We start from the raw sequence: 24,957 nt of genomic DNA, 5'->3' as shown, positions 1-24,957 counted from the left end.
TATCCTAGGCCGATGGCCGCACTGAAGTTTCTGCCCTGGTACGACTGGCTCGCCCTGCTGTGGTTCTTCGGCCTGTGGCTGGGCTATGCGCGGTTCTCGGGCAGCACCCAGCAGGCCACGCTGCTGCAGACCACCAACCGCTACCGTCGCTACTGGATGGAGCAGGCCACGGCGCGCGACCCGCGCGTGCTGGACGGCATCATCGTGCAGGGCCTGTCCAGCAGCCCCTCGTTCTTCGCATCGACCACCATCATCATCATCGGCGGCCTGCTGGCGCTGCTGGGCGCGACCGACAAGGCCTCGGAGTTCGTGCGCGAGATCCCGTTCGCGGTGCGCACCTCGGTGCTGGTGTTCGACCTCAAGGTCATGCTGCTGACCGGCATCTTCGTCTACGCCTTCTTCCGCTTCACCTGGTCGATGCGGCAGTACACCTTCGCCGCGCTCGTGATCGGCTCCATGCCCGACCCGGCCGACTTCTCGGCCGGCAAGTTCGACCGCAAGCACTTCGCCGACCGCGCCGGCAAGATGCTGGGCATGGCGGCCGAGACCTTCAACGGCGGCGTGCGCGCCTACTACATGTCGTTCGCGGCCACGGCCTGGTTCTTCTCCTCGCTGGCCTTCGCCGTGGCCACGGCCGCCGTGGTGCTGGTGCTGTACGCCCGGGAGTTCCGCTCCGAGGTGCTGCACGTGCTGCGCGACTGAATCAGCGGTCCAGGTTGTCCTGCACGCGTTGCAGCAGCGCGATCAGCCGGGCCTTCTCGTCTTCCGACAGTCCCTCCACCGCCCGCTTTTCCAGTGCGTCGGCCTGCTCGCGCAGAGCGCGCTGGATGGCCAGGCCCTCGGCCGTGGGCTGCAGCCGCACGTTGCGCCGGTCGGCCGCGTCGGCCTCGCCCTGCAGCAGGCCACGTTCGCGCAGGCCCTTGATGAGCCGGGCGAGCTGGGCCTTGTCGCGGCCCGTGTGCTGCACGAGGTCGCTCTGCGTGGCGCCGGGCCGGCGGGCGAAGAAGCCCAGGACCTTGCTTTCCATGTGCGTGAGTTCGTGCTGCCCCTGGCGCAGGGCCTGGAACAGCCGCGAGCGGAACTGGTGCATGACCTGGTGCACCCGCTCGAGAACCTCGTCGTCGGCAGGGTCTTGCCGGCTGTGACGGTTGACTTTATCAACTGATTCGCGCATGATTGAGGACATTATCAACCATCAGTAACAAGCAATGGAAGCTCCAGTCAATGCACCGCGCCAGGTCCAACGTGTGCGCCACGAAATCAAGCGCCGGGAACTGCGGGTCGCCCGCGTCGAGACCCTGAGCCCGCAGATGCGGCGCGTGGTGTTCCAGGGCGAGGCGCTGGCCGATTTCATGAGCGCCTCCTACGACGACCACGTCAAGGTCTTCTTCCCCACGCCTGAGGGCGCCGTGGCGCGCGACTACACGCCGCGCCGCTACGACAACGCAGCGCGCGAACTGACGATCGACTTCGCACTGCACGGCGACGGTCCGGCCGCCGACTGGGCGCGCCAGGCGCAGGCCGGCGATGCGCTGACCGTGGCCGGCCCGCGCGGCTCCTTCGTCGTGCCGCTGGACTTCGACTGGTATCTGCTGGTGGGCGACGAGACCGCTTTGCCGGCCGTGGCCCGGCGCCTGGAGGAACTGCCCGCCGGCTGCCGCGCGATCGTGCGCCTGCATGTGGCGGCCGCCGATCGGCAGGCGCTGGCCAGTGCCGCCGCGCTGGATCTGCAGTGGGTCGACAGCGAAGACGCCTTGCTCGATGCCGTGCGCGCGATCGACCTGCCCGCGGGCCATGGCTACGCCTGGTGCGCGGCCGAGGCGGGCGTGGCGGCCGCCGCCCGCCGCATCCTCGTGGACGAAAAGGGCCACGACCGCAAAGCGATCCGCGCGGCCGCCTACTGGAAGCGCGGCGCGATCGCCCACCACGAGAACCTGGAAGACGCCGGCTGAACCACACGGCCTCGCCCACGCCTTGCCTGGCGGTCTCAGGAAGCGGCGCGGGGCCATGCCCAAGCCCGACAGCCTCCTAGAATCCGGTCGATGTTCGTTCATCTGCGCATCCACACCGAATTCTCCGTCGTCGACGGCACCAACCGCATCGACGAGCTGGTCCCCAAGGCCGCGGCCGACGGCCAGCCCGCACTGGCCATCACCGACCTGAACAACCTGTTCGGCGGCATCAAGTTCTACAAGGCCGCGCGCGGCAAGGGCGTCAAGCCCGTGATCGGCGCCGAGGTGCAGATCGAGGGCATGGGCCAGGACCCGGCCGCCACTTCGCGCGTGCTGCTGCTGGTGCAGGACCGACAGGGCTACCTGAACCTGTGCGAGCTGCTGGCACGGGCCTGGACGCAGAACGTGGTCCGTACCCAGGCTGTGGCCAAGCTGGCCTGGCTGCAGGAACTCAACGCCGGTCTGATCTGCCTGTCTGGCGCCCAGGCCGGGCCCGTGGGCCAGGCCCTGGTGCAGGGCGACGCCTCGCGCGCGGGGGCATTGGCCTTGCAGCTGGCAGGGATCTTCCCGCACCGGTTCTACATCGAGATCCAGCGCGCCGGCCGCGCCGACGACGAGGCCCATGTGGTGGCGGCGGTCACGCTGGCCGGGCGCCTGAACCTGCCCGTGGTGGCGACCCATCCCGTGCAGTTCATGGGCGAGGAGGACTACGAAGCCCACGAGGCGCGCGTGTGCATCGCCGAGGGCGAGATCCTCGCCAACCAGCGCCGCGTTCGCCGTTTCACGCGCGAGCAGTACTTCAAGAGCGCGGCCCAGATGCAGGCGCTGTTCGCCGATGTGCCCACGGCGCTGGCCAACACGGTGGAGATCGCCAAGCGCTGCAACCTGACGCTGGTGCTGGGCAAGCCGCAGCTGCCGAACTTCCCGATTCCGCTGGTCGACGGCAAGCAGATGACGGTGGAAGAGTACTTCCGCCACGTCTCGCACGAAGGCCTGGAAGAGCGCCTGGCCCATCTGTACAAGGACCCGGCCAAGCGCGATGCCGAGCGGCCGCGCTACGTGGAGCGGCTGGAGTTCGAGATCAACACCATCCTCAAGATGGGGTTCCCGGGCTACTTCCTGATCGTGGGCGACTTCATCAACTGGGCCAAGCTCAATGGCTGCCCGGTGGGCCCGGGCCGGGGCTCGGGCGCAGGCTCGCTCGTGGCCTATGCGCTGAAGATCACCGACCTGGACCCGCTCCACTACAAGCTGCTGTTCGAGCGCTTCCTGAATCCGGAGCGGGTGTCCATGCCCGACTTCGACATCGACTTCTGCCAGAGCAACCGCGACCGCGTGATCGACTACGTGAAGCAGAAGTACGGCAAGGAGGCGGTGAGCCAGATCGCCACCTTCGGAACCATGGCGGCCAAGGCCGCCATCCGCGACGTGGGCCGGGTGATGGACATGAGCTACACCTTCTGCGACGGCATCTCCAAGCTGGTGCCGGCCAAGCCGGGCATGTCCTACACGCTGGCCTATCCGCCCGAGCCCAAGAAGGAGGGCGACAAGAACAACTACGCGCTGGAGCTCGAGCCCCAGCTGTACGAGCGCGTGCGCAACGAGGAGGACGTGAAGAACCTCATCGAGATGGCGCAGGCGCTGGAGGGCATGACGCGCAACATCGGCATGCACGCCGGCGGCGTGCTGATCGCGCCGGGCAAGCTCACGGACTTCTGCCCGCTCTACCAGCAGCCCGGCAGCGAGTCGGCCGTGAGCCAGTACGACAAGGACGACGTGGAGGCCATCGGCCTCGTGAAGTTCGACTTCTTGGGCTTGGCCACGCTGACCATCCTGGAGATCGCGCGCGAGTTCATCGTCAAACGCCACAAAGGCCAGGAGAACTTCGACTACGCCAACATCCCGCTGGACGACAAGCCGACCTACCGGCTGTTCCAGGAGGGCAAGACCGAGGCCGTGTTCCAGTTCGAATCGCGCGGCATGCAGGGCATGCTGCGCGACGCCAAGCCCACGCGGCTGGAAGACCTGATCGCGCTGAACGCCTTGTACCGGCCGGGCCCGATGGACCTGATCCCCAGCTTCGTGAACCGCAAGCACGGCCGCGAGGAGGTCGAGTACCCGCACCCCATGGTGGCCGAGATGCTCAGCGAGACCTACGGCATCATGGTCTACCAGGAGCAGGTCATGCAGACCGCGCAGATCCTGGGCGGCTACTCGCTGGGCGGCGCAGACATGCTGCGCCGGGCCATGGGCAAGAAGAAGGCCGAGGAGATGGCCGAGCACCGCGAGATCTTCCGCAAGGGTGCGGCCAAGAACGGCATCTCGCAGGACAAGGCCGACGAGGTCTTCGACCTGATGGAGAAGTTCGCGGGCTACGGCTTCAACAAGTCGCACGCGGCTGCCTACTCGCTGCTGGCCTACCACACGGGCTGGCTCAAGGTGCACTACACGGCCGAGTTCTTCTGCGCCAACATGACCGTGGAAATGGACGACACCGACAAGCTCAAGGTGTTGTACGAAGACGCGCTCAAGATGGGCCTCACCTTCGAGTTTCCGGACGTCAACCGCGGGCGGTACCGCTTCGAGCCCGTCACCGACAAGGTCATCCGCTACGGCCTGGGCGCCATCAAGGGCACGGGCCAGCAGGCCATCGAAGCCATCGTCGCGGCGCGCGAGGAGGGCGGTGCGTTCACGAGCCTGTACGACTTCTGCCTGCGCGTGGACCGCACCCGATTGAACAAGCGCACGCTGGAGGCGCTGATCAAGGCCGGCGCCTTCGACAGCCTGCAGCGCAACCGCGCCGCGCTGGTGGCGTCGATCGACCAGGCCTTCGCGTTCGCCAACGTGAGCGCGGCCAATGCCAACCAGCACGGCCTGTTCGACATGGTGGATTCGCACGCGTCCAGCACGCAGGAGCCCGAGCTGGTCGAGGCCACGCCCTGGGGCATCAAGGAGCAGCTGGTCTACGAGAAGACGGCCATCGGCTTTTACCTCTCGGGCCACCTGTTCGACGAGGTCGCGCGCGAGGTGCGCCAGTTCGTCAAGCGCGGCCTGGGCGACCTCATCGACACGCGCGAGCCGCAGCTGTTCGCGGGCATCGTGACCGATCTGCGCGTGATCAACGGCCAGCGCGGCAAGCTCGCGCTGTTCAAGCTGGACGACAAGTCGGGCGTGATCGAAGCGCGGGCCGACGAAGCGCTCATCAACCAGCACAAGGACCAGCTCAAGGACGACGAGCTCATCGTGGTCATGGGCAAGCTCATGCCGGACCGCTTCAGCGGCGGCCTGCAGATGACGGTGCAGCAGATCTGGGACCTAGCCGGCGCGCGCTGCCGCTTCGGCAAGTTCCTGCGCATCCGGGTCGATCGCACGAATGGCCACAAGCCGCCGGCCATCGGGCAGCTGCTGCAGGACTACCCGGCCCGGACCGAGGTGTCCGAGCATGGCGAGCTGCAACGCGGCCTGCCGCTGCGCCTGTCCATGCTGTTCCCGGGCTTCGTGGCCGAGGACGTGGTGCGGCTGGAGGACAGGCGCTGCTTCCCGACCGACGCAGCCCTGGCCGGCCTGCGGGCCCAGGCGCACGAGGGCCAGGCCGCCGTCGTTTACGAATGAGGCATGTCCATGACGGTTTCATGAATGACATCAAACCGTCACGAACAGACCAGACACTCGGGCGCCATCCGCTGCCCTTTTTGAGTGCCTGAGCGCCATGCCTCCTTCCTCCGATTCGAGCAAGCCTGAAGCTGCCCCAGCCCCGTTGGCCCTGCTCGACCGCGACCACAGCATCCTGGCCTTCAACGAACGCGTGTTCGACTGGGCGCGCCGGGAGGACGTGCCCCTGCTGGAGCGGCTGCGCTACTTGTGCATCGTGTCGTCCAACCTGGACGAGTTCTTCGAGGTGCGCGCGGCCGCGCACCTGGAGGCGGCTGGCGGCCGGGGCAGCGACGGCGCGTACACGCCGGCCTCGTTCCGCGCCTTGTCCGAGGCCGCCCATGACCTCGTGACGCGCCAGTACGCGCTGTTCAACGACGTGCTGATGCCGGCCTTTGCGCGCGAGCGGATCCAGATCCTGTCCCACTCCGAGCGCGATGCGGCCCAGCGCGCCTGGGTGCACCAGTACTTCGAGCGCGAGGTGCGGCCCTTGCTCGTGCCGACGGGCCTGGATCCGGCCCATCCATTTCCGCTGGTCGCCAACAAGTCGCTGAACTTCATCGTCCAGCTGAACGGGCGCGACGCCTTCGGCCGCGAGAACGACATCGCCATCGTCAAAGTGCCGCGCGTGCTGCCGCGCGTGATCCGCATGCCGGACAAGCTCTCGGGCGGTCGCACGCTGGCGGTGCTGCTGTCCAGCGTCATCCGCGCCCACCTGTCCGAGCTGTTCCCGGGCCGCCAGGTCGGCCAGTTCTCGCAGTTCCGCGTGACGCGGCATTCCGATCTGGCCGTGGACGAGGAGGAGGTCAACAACCTGCGCACCGCGCTGCGCCAGGGCCTGGAGTACCGGCACTACGGCCAAGCCGTGCGGCTGGAGGTCTCGGCCAGCTGCGACGTGCACCTGGCCGATTTCCTGCTGCAGCAGTTCAAGCTGCCCGAACTGGCGCTGTACCGCGTGCATGGCCCGGTCAATCTGGCGCGGCTGACCCAGCTGGTCGACCTGGTCAACGAGCGCCGGCTCATGTTCCCGGAGCACAAGCCGGTCTGGCCGCTCGGGTTCCCGGTCGACGGCTCGCTGTTCGAGCGGCTGCGTGAGGGCGACGTGCTCGTGCACCAGCCCTTCGAGAGCTTCGACGCCGTGCTGGCGCTGCTGCGCGAGGCCGTGCACGACCCGGCCGTGCTGGCCATCCGCCAGACCATCTACCGCACCGGCAGCGATCCCGAGCTCATGGGCCTGCTGCGCGAGGCCGTGCGCCGCGGCAAGGAGGTCATGGTCGTCGTGGAGCTCAAGGCCCGCTTCGACGAGGAGGCCAACATCAACTGGGCCGAGATGCTGGAAGGCATCGGCGCGCAGGTGGTGTACGGCGTGGTGGGCCTGAAGACCCACGCCAAGATGCTGCTGATCACGCGGCGCGAGGGGCGCAAGCTGCGCCGTTACGGCCATTTGTCCACGGGCAACTACAACCCGCGCACGGCGCGGTTGTACACGGATCTCAGCTACTTCACGGCCGATGGCAAGCTGACCGAGGACATGGAGCAGGTCTTCGTGCACATCGCCGGACAGAGCCGGCTGGCGCCCATGGCCAAGCTGCTGGTGGCGCCGTTCCATCTGCAAAAGGCCATGCTGGAGCGCGTGGCCGCCATGGGCGAGGCCGCCGCCGCGGGCCAGCCGGCCCGCATCATCGTCAAGACCAATGCGCTGACCGACGAGCAACTCGTGCGCGCGCTGCTCAAGGCCGGCCAGCAGGGCGCGGTGATCGACCTCATCGTGCGCGGCGCCTGCATCCTGCCGGCCCAGCTGCCGGGCGTGTCGGACAACATCCGCGTGCGCTCGGTGGTCGGCCGCTTCCTGGAGCACACGCGGGTGTTCTATTTCCGCCAAGGTGAGGAAGAACAGCTGTTCCTGTCCAGCGCCGACTGGATGAGCCGCAACATGCTGCGCCGCATCGAGCTGGCCTGGCCGGTGAGCGATCCGGCGCTGCGCCAGCGCGTCATCGACGAATGCCTGGTGCCTTACCTGCACGACGGCTGCGACGCCTGGACGCTGGGGCCGGACGGCCGCTACACGCGCGCCGAGGACTGCATCGGCCCGGACGGCCTGCGCCACAGCGCGCAACTGGCCCTGGCCCAACGTTTCGCCTACCCGAGGGGGCTGTGATGGACCTGATTTTCTGGCGCCACGCCGAAGCGCACGACGAGAGCGCCGACGGCACCGACCTGGCGCGCGAACTGACGCCGCGCGGCCACAAGCAGGCCAGCCGCGTCGCCAACTGGCTGGATCGCCAGTTGCCCGATGGTGCGCGCATCATCTGCAGCCCGGCGCAGCGCGCGCTGCAGACCGCCGACGCGCTGGGCCGCAAGTACAAGGTGCGGCCCGAGATCGCGCCGGACGCCTCCGCCCAGGCCCTGCTGGACGCCGTGCAGTGGCCGCATGGCAAGGGCGTGGTGGTAGTGGTCGGCCACCAGCCGACGCTGGGTCAGGCCGTGGCCCAGCTGCTGCAGGCGCAGATCGGCGAGATGCCCATTCGCAAAGGCGCCGTCTGGTGGCTGCGCACCCGTGAACGCGACGGCCAGCGCCAGACCGTCGTCGTCGCCGTCCAGGCCCCCGAGACCGTCTGAGCGTCCTTCACGCCCGTCCGCCGGGTCGTGAATTCCTCTGCCAGCGTGGCCGTTTTGCGACCGATAGAATGGTTCGCATGGCCACCAAAATTCCCTCCAAACCTGCGCAGCCGGGCGTGAAGCCCTCGGCGCCGGACGACGGCGGATCGGTCGTGCTCGAGCGGCGCACCCAGAAGGTCAAGCCGCCGCAGATGTACCAGGTCGTGATGCTCAACGACGACTACACCCCGATGGAATTCGTGGTCGTGGTCATCCAGGAATTCTTCAGCAAGGACAAGGAGACGGCGACGCAGATCATGCTCAAGATCCACCTGGATGGGAAAGCAGTCTGCGGCGTGTATTCGAAAGACGTGGCGGCCACCAAGGTCGACCAGGTCCTGGAGGCGGCTCGTCAGGCGGGTCACCCGCTCCAATGCGTCAGCGAGCCTGTGGAATGACGGGTTGAAAAGCCCGCACCCACACCCAAGTAGAGCGCACGTTATCAGCATGGTGTCAAAGGAATCTTCATGATCGCCCAGGAATTGGAAGTCAGCTTGCACATGGCCTTCGTGGAAGCGCGCCAGCAACGCCACGAGTTCATCACGGTCGAACACCTGCTGCTTGCCCTGCTGGACAACCCCAGTGCCGCCGAGGTGCTGCGGGCCTGCTCGGCCAACATCGACGATCTGCGCAAGTCGCTGACGAACTTCATCAAGGACAACACGCCGCAGGTGGCGGGCACCGACGATGTGGACACTCAGCCCACGCTGGGTTTCCAGCGCGTGATCCAGCGCGCCATCATGCACGTGCAGTCCACCGGCAGCGGCAAGAAGGAAGTCACCGGCGCCAACGTGCTGGTGGCCATCTTCGGCGAGAAGGATTCGCACGCCGTCTACTACCTGCACCAGCAGGGCGTGACGCGCCTGGACGTGGTGAACTTCATCGCCCACGGCATCAAGAAGAGCGATCCGCCGGAGCCGACCAAGGCCAACGACGCCCAGCCCGAGAGCGAGGAGGGCGGTTCCGAGAAGAACGAGAAGGCCTCGCCGCTGGAGCAGTTCACGCAAAACCTGAACCAGATGGCCAAGGACGGCAAGATCGATCCGCTGATCGGCCGCGAGTACGAGGTCGAGCGCGTGATCCAGATCCTGTGCCGCCGGCGCAAGAACAACCCGCTGCTGGTCGGCGAGGCCGGTGTCGGCAAGACCGCCATCGCCGAGGGCCTGGCCTGGCGCATCACGCAGAAGGACGTGCCCGAGATCCTGGCCGAAGCGCAGGTCTACTCGCTGGACATGGGCGCCTTGCTGGCTGGCACCAAGTACCGCGGTGATTTCGAGCAGCGCCTGAAGGGCGTGCTCAAGTCGCTCAAGGACAAGCCGAACGCCGTGCTGTTCATCGACGAGATCCACACGCTGATCGGTGCCGGCGCGGCCTCGGGCGGCACGCTGGACGCGTCCAACCTGCTCAAGCCGGCGCTGTCCAGCGGCCAGCTCAAGTGCATCGGCGCGACCACCTTCACCGAGTACCGCGGCATCTTCGAGAAGGATGCGGCGCTGTCGCGGCGTTTCCAGAAGGTCGACGTGGTCGAGCCCACGGTCGAGCAGACGGTGGAGATCCTGAAGGGCCTGAAGTCGCGCTTCGAGGAGCACCACAGCGTCAAGTACGCCAACGCCGCACTGCAGGCGGCTGCCGAGCTGTCGGCCAAGTACATCAACGACCGGCACCTGCCCGACAAGGCCATCGACGTGATCGACGAGGCCGGCGCGGCCCAGCGCATCCTGACGGCGTCCAAGCGCAAGAAGACCATCGGCAAGACCGAGGTCGAGGAAATCGTGGCCAAGATCGCGCGCATCCCGCCCGCGAACGTGTCCAACGACGACCGCAGCAAGCTGCAGACGCTGGAACGCGACCTCAAGAGCGTGGTGTTCGGCCAGGACAAGGCGCTCGAGGTGCTGGCGTCCTCGGTCAAGATGGCACGTTCGGGCCTGGGCAAGGGCGACAAGCCGATTGGCAGCTTCCTGTTCAGCGGTCCGACCGGTGTCGGCAAGACCGAGGCCGCCAAGCAGCTGGCCTACATCATGGGCATCGAGCTCATCCGCTTCGACATGTCGGAGTACATGGAGCGCCATGCCGTGAGCCGCCTGATCGGCGCGCCTCCGGGCTACGTCGGGTTCGACCAGGGCGGCCTCTTGACCGAGGCCATCACGAAGAAGCCGCACGCGGTGCTGTTGCTCGACGAGATCGAGAAGGCGCACCCGGACATCTTCAACGTGCTGCTGCAGGTCATGGACCATGGCAGCCTGACGGACAACAACGGGCGCAAGGCCGACTTCCGCAACGTCATCATCATCATGACGACGAACGCGGGTGCCGAGACCATGAACAAGGCGACCATCGGCTTCACGAACCCGCGCGAGGCCGGCGACGAGATGGGCGACATCAAGCGCCTGTTCACGCCCGAGTTCCGCAACCGGCTGGACGCGATCGTGAGCTTCAAGGCGCTGGACGAGACCATCATCCTGCGCGTGGTCGACAAGTTCCTGCTGCAGCTGGAGACCCAGCTGGCCGAGAAGAAGGTCGAAGTCACCTTCACCGACGGCCTGCGCAAGTACCTGGCGCGCAAGGGCTTCGACCCGCTCATGGGGGCGCGGCCGATGCAGCGCCTGATCCAGGACATGATCCGGCGTGCGCTGGCCGACGAACTGCTGTTCGGCCGCCTGACCGACGGTGGCCGCCTGGTCGTCGACATCGCGCTGTCCAAGGACGACAAGGGCGTGGAGACCGGCGAGGTGCAGCTGGACATCCAGCCACTGCCCAAGAAGGAAGGCCGGGCCAAGCCGGAAGCCGAGGAAGCGACGGCAGGCTGAGGCGCCAGGCCCCGAGAAGCCGACCCGAAAGGGTCGGCTTTTTTGTTGCCGCGAGGCAACGGCCCCGCCGTCCATCACATTAACTTGACCGCGCAAGTCTTTGATGTTGTGTGAGCTTTTTGGAGTGGCTACACTCCCGCATCCTCGGCGGTTTCAGTAGGTGGGCGCATGACTTCTTTTCGTATTTCCGGCTTGCATCGGTGGATGCAGGCGCTCGTCGTGTTCTCGTGTGTTTTCATGCTGGCCTTGCCCCAGGCCGATGCCGCTCCGCGCAAGAAAAAGGTGGTGGCCGAGAAGCGCCAGGCCGCCGAGCGCAAGACCGCCGCTGTGACGCCCAAGCGCCGTGTCAAGGTCAGCGTCCAGGGCCGCCAGCGCATCGAGACACCGCGCGCCGCGATCATTCCGATCAAGCCCTCGTTCGGCCAGCTGGCCGGCCTGCACGCCGCCGACGATCCGCTGGACCTGAAGTCCAGCGTGGCCCTTGTCATCGACCAGGAAACCGACGAAGTCCTGCTGCGCAAGAACGAGAACGCCGTGCTGCCGATCGCCTCGCTGACCAAGCTCATGACGGGCGTGATCATCAACGAGGCACAGCTGCCCATGGACGAGGTGCTCACCATCACCCAGGATGACGTGGACACCGAAAAGTGGAGCCGCTCGCGCCTGGTCGTCGGGGCGAGCCTGACCCGCGGCGAACTGCTGCACCTGGCGCTGATGTCGAGCGAGAACCGCGCCGCCCACGCGCTGGGCCGCACCTTTCCGGGCGGCATGGCCACCTTCGTGAGCCGCATGAACGCCAAGGCCGAGCAGCTCGGCATGAAGGACACGCGCTACGTCGAACCGACCGGCCTGTCGCCCAACAACCAGTCCAGCGCGCACGATCTGGCCCTTCTGGTGGGCGCCGCCTACCGTGAGCCGCTGATCCGCGAGCTGTCGACCTCGCCGAGCTATGCCGTGGACGTGGGCCGCCGCACGCTGCAGTTCAACACCACCAACCGACTCGTGAAGAATCCGGACTGGGACATCGGCCTGCAGAAGACCGGTTTCATCAACGAAGCCGGCCAGTGCTTGGTCATGCAGGCCAGCATTGCGGGTCGCAAGCTGATCATGGTGTTCCTGGACTCGGCCGGCAAGCTGAGCCGCCTGGGCGATGCCGAGCGCGTGCGCAAGTGGGTCGAGTCCACGACGGCCGCCGCCATCACCGCCGGCGGCCACGGCGCGGCGGCGCTGGTGCCGGTCTCCACGCGCCGCTGAGCCGGGCGCGCCAGGGCGCGGCCGCTCAGCGGTCGTCGTTCTGGTTGCCGCGGTAGCCCAGCGCTGCCGAGATCTCGTTGGCCGTCTGTTGCAGCTTGGGCAGCCAGGACTCGTCCAGCCGGTCCGCTGGCGAGGAGATCGACAGGCCCGCGACGAGCCGGGCTTGGTCGTCGTAGATGCCGGCCGCCATGCAGCGCACCCCCAGTTCCAGTTCCTCGTTGTCGCGTGCCACGCCGGTCACGCGGGCCTTGGCCAGTTCGCGCTCGAGCAGCGGCAGCTGCGTGAGGCTGTTGCGCGTGTGGCCGGCCAGGCCGGTGCGCGTGGCGTAGGCGCGCACGCGCTGTGCGTCATCGGCCGCCAGGAACAGCTTGCCGACCGAGGTCAGGTGCAGCGGGGCGCGGCCGCCGATGGCGCGCACCACCTGCATGCCCGAACGTTCGGACAGCGCGCGCTCGATGTAGACGATCTCGTCGCCCTGGCGCAGGCTCAGGTTCACGGGCTGCTGGATCAGACGGTGCAGCTCGCGCATGGGCGCCAGGGCCGCGTCGCGCACGCTCAGGCGGCTCTTGACGATGTTGCCCAGCTCCAGCAGGCGCATGCCCAGGCGGTAGGTGCCCGGTTCCGGCCGGTCGACGAAGCGGCCCGTGGCCAGATCGTTGAGGATGCGGTGCGTGGTCGAGGGGTGCAGGCCGGTCTTCTCGCTGATTTCCTTGAGCGACATGGCCTCTTCGCGCGAGGCCAGCACGTCGATCAGCGCGAAGATGCGCTCGATGACCTGGACCGTAGGGGTGCCGCCGGCTGGTTGGTCGTTCTTCTTCATGGCTGGGCAGGGCCGTCCTGCCAATGGCCATCGATCAGAAGTTGGTGGGGTTGGAAGCGGGCTTTGTAGTTCATCTTGTCGCTTTGGCCGATCCAGTAGCCCAGGTAGACATGCGCCAGGCCCAGGCTGCGGGCCTGCTCGATCTGCCACAGCACGCTGTAGGTGCCGTAGCTGGCATGGGCTTCGGGTTCGTAGAAGGTGTACACGGCCGACAGGCCGTCGTTGAGGATGTCCAGGATGGACACCATCTTCAGGCGCGGCGGCTCGCCGTCCGCCCCCGGCGCGTGGAATTCGACCAGCCGCGAGTTGACGCGGCTTTGCAGCAGGAACTGCGTGTACTGGTCGATGCTGTCGTGGTCCATGCCGCCGCCGGCATGGCGGCCGTTCTGGTAGCGCAGGTACAGCTGGTAGTGCTCGGGCACGAAGCACAGCTTGAGCACGCGCACCTGCAGCGCGGCGTGGCGCGCCAGGGCACGGCGCTGGCTGCGGTCGGGACGGAAGCGGTCGACCAGCACGCGCAGCGGCAGGCAGGCCTGGCAGCCGTCGCAATGCGGTCGGTAGGTGAACATGCCGCTGCGCCGGAAGCCCTTCTGCACGAGCTCCGAGTAGGTGTCGCTCTGGATCAGGTGCCCCGGCGTCGCCACCTGCGACCTGGCCTGCCGGTCCGCCAGATAGCTGCACGGATAGGGCGCGGTCGCGTAGAACTGCAGCGTCTGCAGTGGGAGATCGTTCAGGTGGGTCACGCCGTACGGGACACTGGAGTGAACAGTGCGGACCAGTATACGGGGTCGAAACACCAGGGTGGATCGGGCTCCAGCGCGTCCTGGCGCAGCCGCGACACGAAGTCTGCGCGCGGCATTTCGGCCGCGCCCAGGGAGGCCAGGTGGCGGGTGTTCTGCTGGCAGTCGATCTGCGCCACGCCGTGCACCCGGCACCAGGCCACGAGGGCCGCCAGCGCGATCTTGGACGCGTCGGTGGCGCGCGCGAACATGGATTCGCCGAACACCGCCCGTCCCAGCCCCACGCAGTACAGGCCGCCCACCAGCGCACCGTCGACCCAGGTCTCCACGCTGTGGGCGCTGCCGGCGGCGTGCAGATCCTCGTAGGCACGCACCATCTCGGGCACGATCCAGGTGCCGGACTGGCCTGCGCGCGGACTGGCGGCGCAAGCGCGCACCACGTCGCCGAAGGCGCTGTCGAAGCGCACCTCGCAGCCGGGCGTGGCGATGAAGCGCTGCAGCGTCTTGCGCAGCGAGCGGTGCAGCCGGAAGGCAGGGGTCTGCAGCACCATGCGCGGATCCGGGCTCCACCACAGGATGGGTTGGCCCTCGCTGAACCAGGGGTAGACACCGCGGCCGTAGGCGGCACGCAGGCTGTCCACGTCCAGGCTGCCGCCAGCGGCCAGCAGGCCGGGCGCGGGATCGTCCGGCCCCCAGGCCTGGGTGACGGGCGGCAGCGCCTCGCCGGGCGCAAGCCAGGGCAGGGTGGGACGGCGCGGTTTCATGGCAGGGCTGCGCCCGGCGGAAGTGCGGGCTGGACGAATGGCATTGCGGTCAGCCGCACAGGCGCCACCCGCGGTCGATGATGGACGGATTGATGCTCACTTGTGTTGAGGTAGTCGCGCCAAAGTGCGGTCACGGCTGCGTTGTGGCTTGGTTCTGCACAAATAATGGCACATCGCATCACGCACCAGTGCGCAGTACATGCGGTGCACGCTTCATTTTCCGTGACGGCCGGTCGCCGGTATGGAGTGCGCAGCGCAGGACAAGGACGAAGACCAATGGCGATGGACCTCGTGGGGGATCTGCTGGCCCGGCTGGACCAGCTCAATGCAATCGGCGCGGCCCTGTCCAAGGAGCGCAACACGGATGCCCTGCTCGAAGGCATTCTGATCGCGGCCAAGAACATCACGCATGCCGACGGCGGCACGCTGTACCGCATGACGGAGGACGGCAGCGCGCTGCGCTTCGAGATCATGCGCACGAACTCGCTGGACATCTTCCTGGGCGGGACCACCGGCCGCCCCATCGAGTTCCCGCTCCTGCAGCTCGTCAACGCCGACGGCAGCTTCAACGACAGCATGGTGGCCACCTACGCCGCCATCCACGACCGCACCGTCAACATCGCCGACGCCTATGCCGAGGAGGGCTTCGACTTCTCGGGCACGCGCGCCTTCGACCAGCGCACCGGCTACCGCTCGCAGTCCTTCCTGACGGTGCCCATGAAGAACCACGACGGCGAGGTCATCGGCGTGCTGCAGCTCATCAATGCGCAGGAGCCGGACCTGGGGCGGGTGGTCACCTTCTCCGAAGCCGACCAGCGCTTGGTGGAGTCGCTGGCCTCGCAGGCCGCGATCGCGCTGTCGAACCGGCAGCTCATCATCCAGCTGGAAGAACTGTTCGAGTCCTTCATCCATCTGATCAACATGGCGATCGACGACAAGTCGCCATACACGGGCGGGCACTGCAACCGCGTGCCCGAGCTGACCATGATGCTGGCCGACGCCGTGGACGCCACCGACGACGGGCCGCTCGCCAGCTTCAAGATGACCGAGCGCGACCGCTACGAGCTCAAGATCGCCGGCCTGCTGCACGACTGCGGCAAGATCTCCACGCCCGTGCACGTGGTCGACAAGGCGACCAAGCTGCAGACCCTGTTCGACCGCATCGCGCTGGTCGACACGCGCTTCGAGGTGCTGCGGCGCGACGCGGAGATCGCGGCGCTCAAGCGGCAGCTGGCACAGCGCCCCTGCGTGGACCCGGTCGCCGAAGCCCAGGCCGCCGCAGCCTGCACCACGGAGCAGGCCGCGCTCGACGAAGAGCGCGAATTCGTCCGCAAGCTCAACCGCGGCACCGAGTACTTCAACGAAGGCACGCTGGTGCGGCTGCAATCGCTGTCCGAGCGGCGGCGCTGGTCCGGCCCCGAGGGCCAGGATCTGCCCTTCTTCACCGACGACGAGATGGAGAACCTGTCGATCCGGCGCGGCACGCTGACCGCGAAGGAGCGCGACATCATCAACTACCACATCGTCGCGACCAACCGCATGCTGGAGCAGGTGCCCTGGCCCAAGCACCTGCGCAACGTGCCGGAGTTCGCTGGCGGCCACCACGAGCGCATGGACGGGCGCGGCTACCCCAAGGGCCTGATGCGCCACGAGATGTCGCTGCAGGCGCGCATGCTGGGCATCGCCGACATCTTCGAGGCGCTGACGGCCGTGGACCGGCCCTACAAGCCCGGCATGAAGGTTTCCAAGGCGCTGGAGATCATGGTGCGCTTCAAGAAGAACGGCCACATCGACCCGGACCTGTTCGACGTGTTCATGAACCAGGCGGTGTACCGGCGCTACGCGGAGCGCTTCCTGGACCCGGACCAGATGGACGTGGTGCCGGCCCCCGCGCCCGAGCCGGCGGCCGGCTGATCAGCCGAGCTTCTTGACCAGGACCTGGCTGCGCCGGTCCCAGTTGTACTTGCGCTTGCGCGCCTCGGGCAGCCAGTCCGGGTCCACCGGCTGGAAGCCGCGCTTGATGAACCAGTGCATGGTGCGCGTGGTCAGCACGAAGATGCTGGTCAGGCCCGCCTGGCGCGCGCGGTGCTCGATGCGCTTCAAGACCTTCTCGCCATCGCCCTGGCCCTGGCTCTGCGGCGACACCGTGAGCGCGGCCATCTCGGCCGTCTTGGCCTCGGGGTAGGGGTACAAGGCCGCGCAGGCGAAGATCACGCCGTCGTGCTCGATCACCGTGTACAGGTGCGCGTCGCGCTCGATCTCGGTGCGGCTGCGCTTGACCAGCGTGCCGTCCTTCTCGAAGGGCTCGATGAGCTGCAGGATGCCGCCCACGTCGTCGCTGGAGGCCTCGCGCACGCTCTCCAGCTTCTCGTCGATGACCATGGTGCCGATGCCATCGTGCACGTAGATCTCCAGCAGCAGCGAGCCGTCCAGTGCGAAGGGCAGGATGTGGCTGCGCTCCACGCCGGCCTTGCAGGCCTTCACGCAGTGCTGCAGGTAAAAGCCCGTGTCGGTCGGCTGCTGCGGCGTGGGCAGCGTAGCCAGCAACTGCTCGGCCGCGGCCAGCGGCAGTTCGGTGTCGATCGGGTTGTCCTCGGACTCGGGCTCGCCCGGCTGCATGCGGATGCCCGGCACCTCGGTCAGGAAGATCAGCTTGTCGGCCTGCAGCGCCGTCGCCACGCTGGTCGCCACCTCTTCCATGGTCAGGTTGAACGCCTCGCCTGTGGGCGAGAAGCCGAACGGCGAGAGCAGCACCAACGCGCCCATGTCCAGCGTGCGCAGCAGTCCGGCCACGTCGACCTTGCGGATCGAGCCCGAATGCTGGAAGTCCACGCCGTCCACGATGCCCACCGGCCGCGCCGTGATGAAGTTGCCCGAGATCACGCGCACCGTCGCGCCGGCCATGGGCGTGTTGGGCAGGCCCTGGCTGAATGCGGCCTCGATCTCGTAGCGCAGCTGGCCGGCGGCCTCCTGGGCGCAGTCCAGCGCCACCTCGTCCGTGATGCGGATGCCATGGGAATAGCGGGCCTGGTGGCCCTTGGCGCGCAGCTGCTCGTTGACCTGGGGCCGAAAGCCGTGCACGAGCACGATGCGCACGCCCATGGCCTGGATCAGTGCCAGGTCCTGTGCGATGGACTGGAGCTTGCCCGCGGCGATGGCTTCGCCGGCCATGCCGACCACGAAGGTCTTGCCACGGTGGGTGTGGATGTAGGGCGCGACCGAGCGGAACCAGGGGACGAAGGTGAAGTTGAAGACGGCGGACATGGTTGGGGGCGGACTGTAGCCGGATCAGGCGAGGAAGGGATTGACGATTTCCAGCGACCCGAAACGGCGGCCATGCTGGCCATCCTCGCTGTACAGGCGCTCGGCGCCAGCGCGCAACGCGGCTTCCAGGATCAGGGCGTCCCACCACGACAGCCGGTGATCGATCGTCAGCGCGGTGGCTGCCAGGGCACTTTGCGCGCTCGCGCCCATCACCTGGAACTGCGAGAGGTGGCGCAGCTGTTCGACTGCCTCACGCGCGCTGAGCGGCGGCTTGAGCTTGCGTGTGACCGTGTGAAAGAACTCGTGCAGCACCTGGGTGCTGATGACCACGGTGTCCTCGCGCACCGTGCGCTCCAAGCAGGCCAGCGCCTGCTCGCGCCTGGTGGCGTCGGTGGCGTCGTAGCCGTACGCCAGCACATTGGTGTCGAAGAAGCAGATCATTCCTGGCGGTAGGGGCGGTCGTACAGGGCTTCGCGGTTCCAGCCGCCTTCCAGCCGGCTGTTGCTGGCGCGCGCAGCCGCCAGGAAGGCCTCGCCGGCCGCCTGCTGCCGGCTCTGCCCCTGCGCGTATTCGGCCAGGAACTCGCGCACCTTGGCGCTGACCGAGGTGCCTTCCTGGATGGCGCGGATGCGGGCCTGGCGGATCACGGTTTCGTCGAGCGCGATGGTCAGGTTGGTCATGGCTTCCCCCTTGAGACGAAAACCAGTGTAGCACGTGAACTCGTGCTGCACGTGAATGTGGGACAATCGCTGCGTGCTCCAGATCCAGTTCCCCGAATCCCTGCCCGTCTCCAGCCGCCGCGCCGAGATCGAGGCCGCCATCGCGGCCCACCAGGTCGTCATCGTCTGCGGCGAAACAGGCTCGGGCAAGACCACGCAGCTGCCCAAGATCGCGCTGGCCATGGGCCGTGGCAAGGCCAACGCACCGGCGGGCCAGGGCCGGCTGATCGGCCACACCCAGCCGCGCCGCATCGCCGCCAGCTCGGTGGCCAAGCGCATCGCCGAGGAGCTCAAGACGCCGCTGGGCGAGGTCGTGGGTTTCAAGGTGCGCTTCCAGGACCGGCTCTCGCGCAACGCCTCGGTCAAGCTCATGACCGACGGCATCCTGCTGGCCGAGACGCAGACCGACCCGCTGCTCAGGGCCTACGACACGCTGATCATCGACGAGGCGCACGAGCGCAGCCTCAACATCGATTTCCTGCTCGGCTATCTGCGCCAGATCCTGCCGCGCCGGCCCGACCTCAAGGTGATTGTCACGTCAGCCACGATCGATGCGGACCGCTTCGCCCAGCATTTCAAGAGCGAGCAGGGCCCGGCGCCCGTGCTGTACGTGTCCGGCCGCATGTTCCCGGTGGAGCAGCGTTACCGGCCTTACGAGGAATCGCGCGACTATGGCTTGAACGAGGCCATCGCCGACGCCGTGGACGAGTTGTGGCGCGACCCGCGCCAGGGCGGCGACATCCTGATCTTCCTGCCCGGCGAGCGCGAGATCCGCGAGGCCGCGGATCATTTGCGCGGCCACCTGCAGCACCAGCCCGTGCTGCGCGACGCCCAGGTGCTGCCGCTGTTCGCGCGCCTCTCGCAGGCCGAGCAAGACGAGATCTTCGTGCTGCGCGGCAAGCGCCGCATCGTGCTGGCCACCAACGTGGCCGAGACCTCGCTGACCGTGCCCGGCATCCGCTACGTGATCGACGCGGGCACGGCCCGCGTCAAGCGCTACAGCCTGCGCAGCAAGGTCGAGCAGTTGCTGGTCGAGCCCATCAGTCAGGCGGCCGCCAACCAGCGTGCCGGCCGCTGCGGCCGCGTGGCCGACGGCATCTGCATCCGGCTCTATGGCGAGGACGACTTCAACGGCCGGCCGCGCTTCACCGACCCCGAGATCCTGCGCAGCTCGCTGGCCGGCGTGATCCTGCGCATGAAGTCGCTGCACCTGGGCGAGGTGGAAGACTTCCCGTTCGTCGAAGCACCATCGAAGCGCGCCATCACCGACGGCTACCAGCTGCTCAACGAACTCGGCGCGGTGGACGACAACCACGTGCTGACGCCCGTCGGGGCCGAACTGGCCCGGCTGCCGCTGGACCCGCGCGTGGGCCGCATCATCCTGGCCGGCCGCGAGCGCCAGGCCTTGAGCGAGGTGCTGGTCATCGCCTCGGCCCTGTCGGTGCAGGACGTGCGCGACCGGCCCATGGACCAGCAGACCCAGGCCGACCAGCAGCACGCCAAGTTCGACGACGAGAAGAGCGAGTTCAGCGGCTACCTGCGGCTGTGGGACTGGCTGGCGCAAGCGCGCGGCGGGCATGCGGGGCCGGATGGCGCGGCCGTGCACAAGCTCAGCAACCGCCAGTACGAGCAGCTGCTGCGCCAGAACTTCATCAGCATGCGCCGCGTGCGCGAATGGCGCGACATCCACAGCCAGCTGCTGACCGTGGTGACCGAGCACCGCTGGAAGCTCAACGACCAGCCCGCCAGCTACGAGCAGCTGCACAAGGCCATGCTCGCGGGCCTGCTCGGCAACATCGGCTTCAAGCCCGAGGACGAAGACCTCTACCTGGGCGCGCGCGGCATCAAGTTCCACCGCCACCCGGGCGCCCACCTCAAGAAGAAGCCGGGCCGCTGGATCGCCGTGGCCGAACTCGTGGAGACCACGCGCCTGTTCGGCCGCGGCATCGCCAACATCGAGCCCCAATGGCTGGAAGAGGTCGGCGCCCACCTCCTCAAGAAGCAGCTGCTGGACCCGCACTGGGAGAAGAAGGCCGCCGAGGTCGTGGCGCTGGAGCGCGCCACGCTGTATGGCCTGGTCATCTACAACAACCGCCGCGTGCCCTACAGCCGCGTGGACGCGGCCGGTGCGCGCGAGATCTTCATCCGCCAGGGCCTGGTGGCCGGCGAGTGGGAGACCAAGCTGCCGTTCGCGGCCGCCAATGCGCGCACCATCGCCCAGGTCGAGGCGCTGGAGCACAAGTCGCGCCGGCAGGACGTGCTGGTCGACGAAGAGCTCATCTACGCCTTCTACGACGCGCAGATCCCGGCCGAGGTGCACAGTGGCCGCCTGTTCGAGGCCTGGTGGCGCGACGCCTCGCGCACACACCCCAAGCTGCTGCAGCTCACGCGCGAGGAGCTCATGCGGCACGAGGCCGCCGGCATCACCACCGAGACCTTCCCGCGCACGGTGCGCCTGGGCGGCGTGGACTGCGCGGCCAATTACCTGCACGAGCCCGGCAACCCGCGCGATGGGGTCACCGTCACCGTGCCGCTGTTCGTGCTGAACCAGGTGGCCGAGGAGCGCTGCGAGTGGCTGGTGCCGGGCATGCTCAAGGACAAGATCCAGGCCCTGCTCAAGAGCCTGCCGCAGCGCCCGCGCTCGCGCTTCGTGCCGCTTCCCGAATCGGCCGCGCGCCTCGCGGCCGAGCTGCCGTTCGGCCAGGGCGGCCTGGTCGACGTGCTGCTCAAGGCCGTGCGCGACCAGACCGGGCTGGACGTCAAGAAGGCCGACTTCAAGCTCGACATGCTGAGCCCGCATTTGTTCATGAACCTGCAGGTGGTGGACGAGCACGGCCGCCAGCGCGGCATGGGCCGCAACCTGGGTGCGCTCAAGGCCGAACTCGGCACGCAGGCGCGCGGCGCCTTCCAGGCCCTGGCCGCGCTGAAAACCACCGCAGCGTCCGCGCCGGCCCCCGCCGCCGCCAAGGCCGCACCGGCCCAGAAGGCCGCCCCCGCCGCGCCGGCGGCGCCCACGCTGCCCGCCAACCAGCGCCACACGCAGTGGGACTTCGGCGAGCTGCCCGAACTGCTGGAGATCCGCAAGGGCGGCCAGAGCGTGGTCGGCTTCCCGGCCTTGGTCGACGATGGCGATGCCGTGCGCATCGAGGTCTTCGACGAGCCCGACGTCGCGGCGGCAAAACACCGCGCCGGCCTGCGCCGGCTGTTCGCGCTGCAGATCCGCGACGCGCTCAAGTACCTGGAAAAGAACATCCCCGACCTGCAGAAGATGGCCGTGGCCTACATGCCGCTGGGCACGCAGGAGATGCTGCGCACGCAGATCATCGACGTGGCGCTGGACCGCGCCTTCCTGCTGGATCCCTTGCCCACCGACGCCCAGGCCTTCAAGCGCCGCATCGACGAGGGCCGTGGCCGGCTGACGCTGATCGCCAACGAGGTGGCGCGGCTGTCCGGCGCCATCCTCGTCGAGTACGCCGCCGCGCTGCGCAAGCTCAAGGACGCGCGCCCCAACGCCGACGTGGCCGCCGACGTGCAGCAGCAGCTGCAGCGCCTGGTGCCCAAGGACTTCCTGGCCACGACGCCCTGGGCGCAGCTGCAGCACTTCGCGCGCTACCTCAAGGCCGTGGTGCTGCGGCTGGACAAGCTGCGCGCCGACCCCGCGCGCGACGCCACGCGCCTGGCGGAACTGAGGCCCCAGGAGCAGCGCTATTGGCGTCTGGTGGCCGAGCGCAAGGGCCAGGTCGACAGCCGCATGCAGGAACTGCGCTGGCTGCTGGAGGAACTGCGCGTGAGCTTCTTCGCCCAAGAGCTGCGCACGCCGCAGCCGGTCAGCGTGAAGCGGCTGGACAAGACCTGGGCGCAGCTGAACCAGTAAGGCCTACAGGTCCGCCAGCGCCTGCTGCCACGTGGCCCGTTGCCGGGCCCGCCGCGCCGGCAGGTCCTTGGGTTTGCTGAGCACCAGCTTGTAGGGCGAGCCTTCGCGCAGTGTCGTGGCAGCGATGGGCGCGGCCGCGGCCTCCAGCCTTAGTTGCACATGGGTCCGGCGTTGCTCGGCCATGGCCAGCGCCAGGGGCTGGGCGGACGCGCTGGCGGCCCAGCGGATCACCGGGCTGCAATCGGCGCAACGGCAGGTCCATTCGATCTCGAAGGCGCCCAGGCTGTGGTCGTCCGCGCCCGGCTCCGCGCGGCCCAGGGCCTGCTTGAGCGCCTGCCGCGCCGCTTCGCGCAGGCTGTCGATCTCGGGCGCGGCCGCCCGGCCCCGCGGCAGCAACTTCCACAACGCCGTGAGCGCGCGCAGCGGGTAGAGCGAGGGGTGTTTGGCGACATGGCCAAGCAGCTGCAGCTGCAGGCTGGTGGCACTTTGGGTCCAGGGTTGCAGGGCCTGCACCAGTTCGCACACCGCCGCCAGTCTGGCGGCCAGCAGGCCCTGCCGCTCGCGCGGGCTGGCATTGCCGACCGGGGCGTCGGCGCGCACCAGCAGCGCGAGCCCATGCGCGACCATGGCTGCGCGCAGGGCCGGCGTGGTGCCCGCGGCGTCACAGGCAGCGAGGAAGGCGGGCAAGGGCGCCGGCCAGAACGTCGGGGCAGGCGATCCGGCATCCGAATGCCTCCACCAGGTCGCCCGCGGTACCGGCGCCCAGGCCTCCTGCAGCAGCGCAAGCACCCAGTCGGTGCCACGGCAGGCCTCCAGCCGGGCCAGGGCGGGTGCATCCTCGGACTGCAGGGCGGCCCACGCGAAGCCCTCGCACAGGCTGCGCGCCTGCGCTGCAGCGGGCACGGCGCAGGCCAGCTCCGCGCAGGCCTGGAACAGCGCACGCCCCTGCGCGCGGCAGGCGGACTGCAACGCCGGCATGGCGGCGGCCAGCAGGCGGCCCAACGCCACGCCGCTGCCGGGGCGGCGGGCCAGTGCCAGTGCGTCGGCCAACGCCGCGTCGAAGTCGGTGACGAAGCGGCTGGCCTCTGCGGCTGCCGGCGTCTGCAGCACCAGGGCCGCGCGCCGGTACCAGAAGTCCAGCGTCTCGCCGTAGTTGCCCATGTAGCCTTCGTACTCCTCGTCGACGAGGTAGCGCTCGCCGGTGTCGGCGAAGCCTTCGGCGCGGTCCAGCGGCACGGCGAGCGTGCGGCCGCGCTGGGGCTGGTCGTCGGCGTCGACCCAGAAGTCCAGCACCATGCCCTCGTCGATCAATTCGTCCGCCTCCGGTGCCTCGGCGCGCCCGCGCCGCCCGGGCCGCTGCACCGCGGTCCAGCTCTCGTGGATCTCCGCGAGTGCGAGGTGCATGCGCAGCCCCAGCGCCTGCGCTGCGGCGCGCAAGGCCTGGACGTGCAAACGGTCCTCGCCCTTGAGCAGGCCCCAGCGCAGCCCATGCTCCGTGTACTCGTGCTCCAGCAGAAACATCCAGGGCCGGGTGTCGGCCGATGGCGCGAAGAGTCGCGTCAACGCTTCCACCACGGGCGCGCGCGCCTGTGGCGGTGCCGCGTCCAGCGCAGTGGGCTGCAGCACCAGGTCCAGCGTCAGCACCACGCGCCAGCCTTCGGAGACGGGCAGCACCTCGTGCCGGCAGTCGGCATAGAAGGCGAACCAGCGCAGGCCGCCGGCCTGCAGGTGCTGCGAGGCGAACTGCGCCTGCGCATCGCCATGGCGCACCTGCAGCGTGCCGCCGATGTGGGCCGATGGCCAGACCAGCACCAGGGTCGCCACCATGCCGGGGTGCTTCTCGGTGTCCTGGTGGGGCTTGAAGAACTGTCCCGGGCCATAGACCAGCAGCTTGTGCGCATGGGCCTGCAAAGGCCCCAGGCCGAGCCGGCTCGCTGCATCGGCCAGCAGCCGGGGCAGGGCGCCCTTGCGCCAGTGCAGCGTCAGGGCGTGGGCGTCGATCTGGCCGGTGTCGCGCACGGTCTTGTCGACCTGCGTGCGCTCGCGCCGCCCGTACGGTGCCGGTGCGCAGGCTGCGTGCAAGGCCTGGGCCGATGCGGCATCGAGCGGCTGTGCGAGCGGCCCCAGCTTGCGCACTTCCACGGCGAGCGCGTCCAGGGCCAGGCTGCCCTCGGCGCTGAAGCCGGGTGCCGCGGTTCGACGGGTCTTGCCCCGCACGCCGCTGAACGCACTTGGCATGTCGTGCAGCGCCTGCAGGATGGGTGAAAGCGGGTTGTCCATGGCGGGAAGGCGGTTGGCGGTCCGGCATTGTCGTGGGGCCCAGACCGTGGCGTCCGCAGGACGGGCCCTGCGCCGACCGGCAGCAGCAGGTACCGCATGCGATCATCCGCCCCCACGCGGCGCATGGCCGCGGTCGTCCACGCTCCATGCGCTCACTGCGTTTTCAGCTCAGCC

General features: G+C 68.4%; 18 protein-coding genes. 10 read left to right on the top strand and 8 right to left on the bottom strand.

The window, feature by feature from the left end; genetic code table 11:
• Positions 1-12 precede the first annotated feature (12 nt).
• Complete coding sequence (locus IE209_RS16495; protein WP_145545937.1) at positions 13-702, top strand: DUF599 domain-containing protein; 690 nt, start codon at positions 13-15, stop codon at positions 700-702.
• Position 703: 1 nt separating this feature from the next.
• On the opposite strand, the gene IE209_RS16490 is transcribed toward IE209_RS16495, so the two are convergent.
• Positions 704-1,090, bottom strand: coding sequence for a MarR family winged helix-turn-helix transcriptional regulator (locus tag IE209_RS16490; RefSeq protein ID WP_229882892.1), 387 nt, complete (start codon positions 1,088-1,090; stop codon positions 704-706).
• Positions 1,091-1,208: 118 nt separating this feature from the next.
• Between IE209_RS16490 and IE209_RS16485 the strand changes: the two genes are divergently transcribed.
• The 7 genes from IE209_RS16485 (at position 1,209) to IE209_RS16455 (ending at position 12,322) form a co-directional block, all read left to right on the top strand.
• Positions 1,209-1,952 (top strand): siderophore-interacting protein, encoded by a 744-nt coding sequence (locus IE209_RS16485; RefSeq protein ID WP_189688038.1) that lies wholly within the window; start codon positions 1,209-1,211, stop codon positions 1,950-1,952.
• Positions 1,953-2,042: 90 nt separating this feature from the next.
• Entirely contained in the window at positions 2,043-5,564 is a 3,522-nt protein-coding gene (gene dnaE / locus IE209_RS16480; protein ID WP_189688037.1) for a DNA polymerase III subunit alpha, read from the top strand.
• Positions 5,565-5,661: 97 nt separating this feature from the next.
• A complete protein-coding gene (gene ppk1, locus IE209_RS16475; RefSeq protein WP_189688036.1) occupies positions 5,662-7,761 on the top strand; it encodes a polyphosphate kinase 1 in 2,100 nt (699 codons plus the stop codon).
• On the top strand, positions 7,761-8,222 hold the full coding sequence (locus tag IE209_RS16470) for a SixA phosphatase family protein (RefSeq protein WP_189688035.1): 462 nt from the start codon (positions 7,761-7,763) through the stop codon (positions 8,220-8,222). The genes ppk1 and IE209_RS16470 overlap by 1 nt, the downstream gene beginning before the upstream one ends.
• A gap of 77 nt (positions 8,223-8,299) precedes the next feature.
• Positions 8,300-8,659 carry an ATP-dependent Clp protease adapter ClpS gene (gene clpS, locus IE209_RS16465; protein ID WP_189688034.1) on the top strand — a complete coding sequence of 120 codons (360 nt, stop codon included), beginning with the start codon at positions 8,300-8,302 and terminating at the stop codon, positions 8,657-8,659.
• 69 nt (positions 8,660-8,728) lie between these two features.
• Complete coding sequence (gene clpA / locus IE209_RS16460) at positions 8,729-11,068, top strand: ATP-dependent Clp protease ATP-binding subunit ClpA (protein WP_189688033.1); 2,340 nt, start codon at positions 8,729-8,731, stop codon at positions 11,066-11,068.
• Positions 11,069-11,236: 168 nt separating this feature from the next.
• Positions 11,237-12,322: a serine hydrolase gene (locus IE209_RS16455; protein WP_189688032.1), complete on the top strand. Its 1,086-nt coding sequence runs from the start codon at positions 11,237-11,239 to the stop codon at positions 12,320-12,322.
• A 25-nt stretch (positions 12,323-12,347) separates the two neighbouring features.
• Here the strand turns inward: IE209_RS16455 and IE209_RS16450 are convergent, their stop codons facing one another.
• The 3 genes from IE209_RS16450 to aat are packed head-to-tail and all read right to left on the bottom strand — an operon-like array spanning position 12,348 to position 14,646.
• Complete coding sequence (locus IE209_RS16450; RefSeq protein ID WP_189688031.1) at positions 12,348-13,142, bottom strand: IclR family transcriptional regulator; 795 nt, start codon at positions 13,140-13,142, stop codon at positions 12,348-12,350.
• Positions 13,139-13,885 (bottom strand): arginyltransferase, encoded by a 747-nt coding sequence (locus IE209_RS16445; RefSeq protein WP_189688030.1) that lies wholly within the window; start codon positions 13,883-13,885, stop codon positions 13,139-13,141. The genes IE209_RS16450 and IE209_RS16445 overlap by 4 nt, the downstream gene beginning before the upstream one ends.
• The gene (gene aat / locus IE209_RS16440; protein WP_189688029.1) at positions 13,882-14,646 is read right to left on the bottom strand and encodes a leucyl/phenylalanyl-tRNA--protein transferase; all 765 of its coding nucleotides are present in this window, start codon (positions 14,644-14,646) and stop codon (positions 13,882-13,884) included. Before aat ends, IE209_RS16445 begins: the two co-directional genes overlap by 4 nt.
• Positions 14,647-14,922: 276 nt before the next feature.
• Between aat and IE209_RS16435 the strand changes: the two genes are divergently transcribed.
• On the top strand, positions 14,923-16,560 hold the full coding sequence (locus IE209_RS16435; RefSeq protein WP_229882891.1) for an HD family phosphohydrolase: 1,638 nt from the start codon (positions 14,923-14,925) through the stop codon (positions 16,558-16,560).
• Here the strand turns inward: IE209_RS16435 and argA are convergent, their stop codons facing one another.
• From argA to IE209_RS16420, 3 genes are read right to left on the bottom strand one after another with little or no spacing between them, the layout of a single operon-like run.
• A complete protein-coding gene (gene argA, locus IE209_RS16430) occupies positions 16,561-17,910 on the bottom strand; it encodes an amino-acid N-acetyltransferase (protein ID WP_189688028.1) in 1,350 nt (449 codons plus the stop codon). It abuts the gene before it with no gap.
• Between the two features lie 24 nt (positions 17,911-17,934).
• On the bottom strand, positions 17,935-18,351 hold the full coding sequence (locus IE209_RS16425) for a PIN domain-containing protein (protein WP_189688027.1): 417 nt from the start codon (positions 18,349-18,351) through the stop codon (positions 17,935-17,937).
• Complete coding sequence (locus IE209_RS16420) at positions 18,348-18,590, bottom strand: DUF6364 family protein (protein ID WP_189688026.1); 243 nt, start codon at positions 18,588-18,590, stop codon at positions 18,348-18,350. Before IE209_RS16420 ends, IE209_RS16425 begins: the two co-directional genes overlap by 4 nt.
• A 55-nt stretch (positions 18,591-18,645) precedes the next feature.
• Here IE209_RS16420 and hrpA point away from each other — a divergent pair, with 55 nt between their 5' ends.
• Positions 18,646-22,503, top strand: coding sequence for an ATP-dependent RNA helicase HrpA (gene hrpA / locus IE209_RS16415; RefSeq protein WP_189688025.1), 3,858 nt, complete (start codon positions 18,646-18,648; stop codon positions 22,501-22,503).
• A gap of 3 nt (positions 22,504-22,506) precedes the next feature.
• Here hrpA and IE209_RS16410 read toward each other — a convergent pair whose 3' ends face one another.
• Positions 22,507-24,783, bottom strand: coding sequence for a 2OG-Fe(II) oxygenase (locus tag IE209_RS16410; protein ID WP_189688024.1), 2,277 nt, complete (start codon positions 24,781-24,783; stop codon positions 22,507-22,509).
• Between the last annotated feature and the right edge of the window lie 174 nt (positions 24,784-24,957).

The sequence above is a fragment of the Pseudorhodoferax aquiterrae genome, assembly GCF_014652235.1.
Classification (GTDB): Bacteria; Pseudomonadota; Gammaproteobacteria; order Burkholderiales; family Burkholderiaceae_C; genus Pseudorhodoferax; species Pseudorhodoferax aquiterrae.
Note: the sequence above shows the minus strand (reverse complement) of the source record. Positions and strands in the feature narration are given on the sequence as shown.